3 protein-coding genes are annotated in these 5,199 nt (G+C 31.4%); 1 reads left to right on the plus strand and 2 read right to left on the minus strand.

Annotated features, from left to right (window positions below):
• The first annotated feature begins 722 nt into the window (after positions 1 to 722).
• Positions 723 to 1,256: a DUF402 domain-containing protein gene (locus ACW2QF_RS17370; protein ID WP_455717278.1), complete on the plus strand. Its 534-nt coding sequence runs from the start codon at positions 723 to 725 to the stop codon at positions 1,254 to 1,256.
• Positions 1,257 to 1,320: 64 nt separating this feature from the next.
• On the opposite strand, the gene mutT is transcribed toward ACW2QF_RS17370, so the two are convergent.
• Together mutT and ACW2QF_RS17380 are read right to left on the minus strand one after the other, a co-directional pair.
• Positions 1,321 to 1,707 (minus strand): 8-oxo-dGTP diphosphatase MutT, encoded by a 387-nt coding sequence (mutT, locus tag ACW2QF_RS17375; protein ID WP_455717280.1) that lies wholly within the window; start codon positions 1,705 to 1,707, stop codon positions 1,321 to 1,323.
• 120 nt (positions 1,708 to 1,827) lie between these two features.
• Entirely contained in the window at positions 1,828 to 4,740 is a 2,913-nt protein-coding gene (locus ACW2QF_RS17380; protein WP_455717281.1) for a DUF3427 domain-containing protein, read from the minus strand.
• Between the last annotated feature and the right edge of the window lie 459 nt (positions 4,741 to 5,199).

Consider the following 5,199-nt stretch of genomic DNA (forward strand, 5'->3'; position numbering starts at 1 on the left):
TCTACACCTCATTTACCATTACCAGGAATAATCTTTCATCGAGGTATTCCATTCCTTTGTTTATTCCCTATTGCTTGATTTCTCTTTCTAGTTTTAATCGTCTCTCTCTCTCACTACTCTTCTTAACAAATGAAAATAATTACATACACTCATAATTAATAATAATTAGAACCATTCTTAGATGTTTAATCATTAGTTATTGTCACTATTTATTAACTTGTATTTCCAGTGTTAAAACAAAAACATCTAATATTCTTATTTGCGCCTAATTATCTTCATGAATATGCTGATATTTAAAATGGATTCTTAAAGTCAGAATATATAAAAGAACTATTTATAATAAAAATATTAACTTTAAAGTTTTCAAAACTATTAAAACTAAAATTACAGATTGTGGTATCTGCCCAAATGAGCGAGAATAGAACGATTGAAACGAGAATCATGAATTTATTCATGATATTGTTCACAGCGGAATATCTTTGGTAGATGCATCTTTGACGCACAGAAAGAATAGGTATTATTTACTATTTTTTTTAGAAACTAATTATATAACAAAAAATTACATATGTAAAGAATAAAATGTAAAATAATCACAATAGTAATATTCCTTTAAAAACAAAAAATCTTTTATCCAACAAATAAGATATTAACATTATTCACTATATTTCCCACTAATCATTTGCTATAATGGAACAAATTTATAATTATTATGGGAGACCAGTATGAAGAAAAGTAGGCTATCTTATGATGAGTGGAAATGTATTTTATCAAAGAACCAGACAATTGAATTAGTTGATAATAATATTATTAACGGATATGTCAGCTTAATCGACATCAAAGAAGTTTCATCGCCACAAATTTGGAATTTCAACGGTGAAGATATTGTTGTTTGCCAAAATGGCTATAAGTGGTTATCTATATTACCACGCGATGAGCATTTTTGTATTACAGCAATGATGAATAACGAAAATGAAATCCTTTTATGGTATATTGATATGATATGTAGACAAGGCCTGGACGCTGATGGTATCCCCTACTTTGATGACTTATATTTAGATTTGGTAGTATACCCTAATGGTAAAATAGTTGAAGATGATATGGATGAGCTGGAGGAGGCATTACAAAAAAAAGATATTACACTAGAGCGATTCCAACTAGCTATAGATACTTGTGAACATTTAAAAATAGGCTTATTATCAGATATTGAATTATTTAAAAAGTTTACATACAAGTGCATGAATTCTATAAGTAAATAAAAACCAACCATACTTTATCCGGTTACAAGTATGGTTGGCTCTGAAATTACTATCTTATTAATTATTAAAGTACTTCTCTTATCTTATCAATCAAACTTATATCCGCTGGTAACCAGTCGACGGTATCTAGAGTATCCTTAGTTAGCCACTTAGCCGATTTATGTTCATTAAGTACTAAGTCTCCTGATTTAACTGTGCATAGAAAACAATGCATAGTCAAATGGAATTCTGGGTAATCATATTCCACCGTATCCAGTAACTCTCCTACTTCAATAATGGTATCGAGTTCTTCTTTGATTTCACGAATTAGAGCTTGCTTCGGTGTTTCTCCTTCTTCTATCTTTCCACCTGGAAACTCCCAGCCATCTTTAAATTCTCCGTATCCTCGTTGCGTTGCAAAGACCTTATCTCCATTTCGTATTACTGCTGCAACAACTTCAATTGTTTTCATCTGCTTACCTCACTTTATGGCGTTTGAACTTAGTCGTAGATCATTGTCTTCTCTCTATTCCTAACAGATATATGGCTTATAATCTATGTCAATCACAAACCTATAGAATATCTACTCTATTTATGAGTTAATATATTCATAAATATCTTCACGCACCGGTGTCTCTAAATGATACGTAATCTCTACTGCATTCTTATCTGTATCTTTCATGACAATCGGCTTCAATTCTCCAGTTGGTTCAATTTCTCCTAAAAAGTAAAATTCTTTTGAAATATTATCATCTTTATTCTTTCTAACAAATAGATAGATCTTTGTCCCATTTTCTTTTGCATGTATAATTTGTTGTACATCTTTTGATTGTATGGTTCTTGGTTGCTTAGACAAAGCGATGATTGTACTTTGATTAACAAAGCGATCCTCATATCGTATACTAGCATTTATAGATTCATCTTTATTATAATTAATAAACACTGGAAATGTATTGGTTTCTTCATCATATTTATAACCACCAATATTTTGAGCCACAACATTAGTATCCCAATTTAATAATCTACATACATCTTCATACGTATATTTTTGGTACAATACAAAATTTGTGTTTTTATATCGATTAGAATAATATGTCTGATTCCTACGAATACCAAAATCGATCAGATCATTAAGACTCTTCTTAAAGTTCGGATCCATTAATTCCTCTTGAAAAGTTTTTGATGGCTCTAACAAACCATCTTCTAGCTTTACGAATACACTTCTTGCATATTTTTTCTTATTTATTTCACTAGTAACAAACTCGTTTGTTAATACTTTAAGTGCATTTGAATTACGATTTACTTTAAACCAATCCATAAGCTTATTATTCGATAAACCTGTATGATACGCTAGTAGTCTTTTTAAGAGTGATAATTCTTCTAATCTTTTACCTTTTGCAATCTTATCGGATACAAATATTAGCATTTCCTCTTGGACTTTTGAAAAGGTAATATGATAATCATCTTCATATTTCTTTAGGAATTCATGATACGATCCTAAACTATTGTTTTCAAAAAATAGTATCATATCAATAGCTCCATATTCTTCAAAGTCCTCGTAATTTGGAATATACCCTAATTTATTCTTTAGGCTTTGATATTCCGCTTTTAGAAGTTGAATAGTATTCGTTTTAGCACTGTCAATTGAAGAAAAAATTCTTTTCTTTGATATTTCATCAAAATGAATCGTAGAGCTACCAGGTAGAATCCTTGCTCCTTCCATAACATATCTTCGTATCGTATCTTTATTATAGCTACGGTCACCCGACAATGCTATAGGAATCATAAAATTATTCATATAATTGCCTATAAAATCTAAGATAACAACGTATTCCTTATTATCCGCTTTACGCAAACCTCTTCCTAACTGCTGAATAAATACAATAGGACTCTGCGTTGGTCTAAGCATAATAACCTGGTTAATCTCAGGTATATCCACACCCTCGTTAAATATATCTACTGTAAATATATAATCTAGTTGGTCGTCTCCATCATCGTTAGTTAATCGTTCAATGCACTCTTCTCTTCGTTCCTGTGAATCATCTCCACTTAAGAAATCCGTCCGATATCCATGTATATTAAACTTTTTAGAAAGCTCTCTCGCTTCGTCTTTCCTACTACAGAATACTAATCCTTTGACTCTATCCCCGCAATAGCTGTAGAAGTTCATCTTTTCAATAATATAATTCACTCGTTCCTCGCAAACTAGGTTATTAAAATTTTGAACTCCAGTAGTATCATCGAATGTTTGTCCATCTATTTCTAAATCTGTAATGCCAAAGTAGTGGAATGGACATAATAAATTTTCTTCCAATGCCTGTTGCAAACGTATTTCATATACAATATTGTGATCAAATAATTCATATATATCAAAACCATCAGTACGATCTGGACTCGCTGTCATACCAAGCCAAAAACTCGGCGTAAAATATTCCATGATTCTCTTATAACTATCAGCTCCGGCTCTATGCACCTCATCAATAATTATGGTATCAAACTCATCTTTTGAAAATCGATCTAGAGTATCCTGCTTTGCCATCATCTGCATAGTAGAAAACAAATAGTCTGCGTCATAATCCTTTGATGTACCTGAAAGTAAACCAAATGTCTTACTATCACCAAACACCCTCTTATAGCTTTTAATTGCCTGTTTTGCAATCTGTTCTCTATGTACAAGAAACAACGCCTTTTTAGGATTAATATCTCGAAGGGCAAATGCAGACGCATAGGTTTTTCCAGTACCTGTAGCTGATATTAGAAGAGCCTTATCCTTACCTTCCATACATATCTTACGTAAATTTGCAATAAATGCAACCTGCATCTTATTCGGTTGTAATTTATATTGTTCAATTGAGGTAACTTCTGCTTGTTTAGCAATTACTTTCTGTTTTTTAATTAATTCATAGTTTATTTCATATTGCTCGATAAACTCTTCAAATGATCTCGATGAAGTAGAACTCCACAAATCATTAAATTCCTCAAGAATCCGATTCGCATATTCTCCTTGTTCCGTAGAAATAATTTGAGTATTCCATTCCTTATTCTTCGTTAGCGCGCCCATAGTTACATTAGAACTACCAACTATAATACGATATATTTCCTCTTCTCTAAAAATATAACCTTTTGTATGAAATCCCTCTCCCGCCTCATTGGATTGATACATCTTAAGCTCAATATTAGAAAGGCTTGCAATCTTCTTTAAGGCCTTAGGTTCGGTAAAATTCAAGTAATCTGTTGTCAGAATCTTTCCCGGTATTTTCTTTTCTTCTAGTACCTTTAACGTCTGCAAAAGTGGAGTAAGACCACTCATTGTAATAAATGCCACACTAATAAAAAATTCGTCACACCTTAGTAATTCATTTTCTATGGAAGATAATACTTTTCTCCCCTCTTTATAATTATTGGAGACAAACTGAGGTTTGTAGGCTAAGTTAGAATTGACTTCAAGATTAATGCATGCCGTTTCAAATCCTTGTTTCATCTCTTCGATATGATTATTCCGCAAAATTAGGTCTCCTTTTTATAAAATTAGGGGCTAATATCATTGGAAATTACCATATAATGATCCATACTAACACCCCTTTAATCCATTATATCGCATAAAGTAAAAAAATAATATAATATTCGATTTATAACTTCTCTCAGAAATTTTACAGAGTTTGATATAGTGTACTTCTTGAGAACTTCCCCAAAATACAGTATAATGCAAACCAGTACTTTAAAATACGGTGACTTTGTGTTGCATACAGTAATTTGCGACGGAAATAAATATGCATACTGATATGTATTTTTCTGTTTCGTTTCATGTCCTAACCTGTAAGTAATCTCCAATTATAAATAATTCTAAGTCCGTTTTATTCTTTCTTCATAAAGTAGTTTTAGAAACTTATCAGCCTTCATTCCTATCTTTATTTAATATTTAGTTTTTAAGGTCAATCAATTTCAACTCATTCTATGCATCTCA

Source organism: Anaerosporobacter sp., assembly GCF_965301125.1.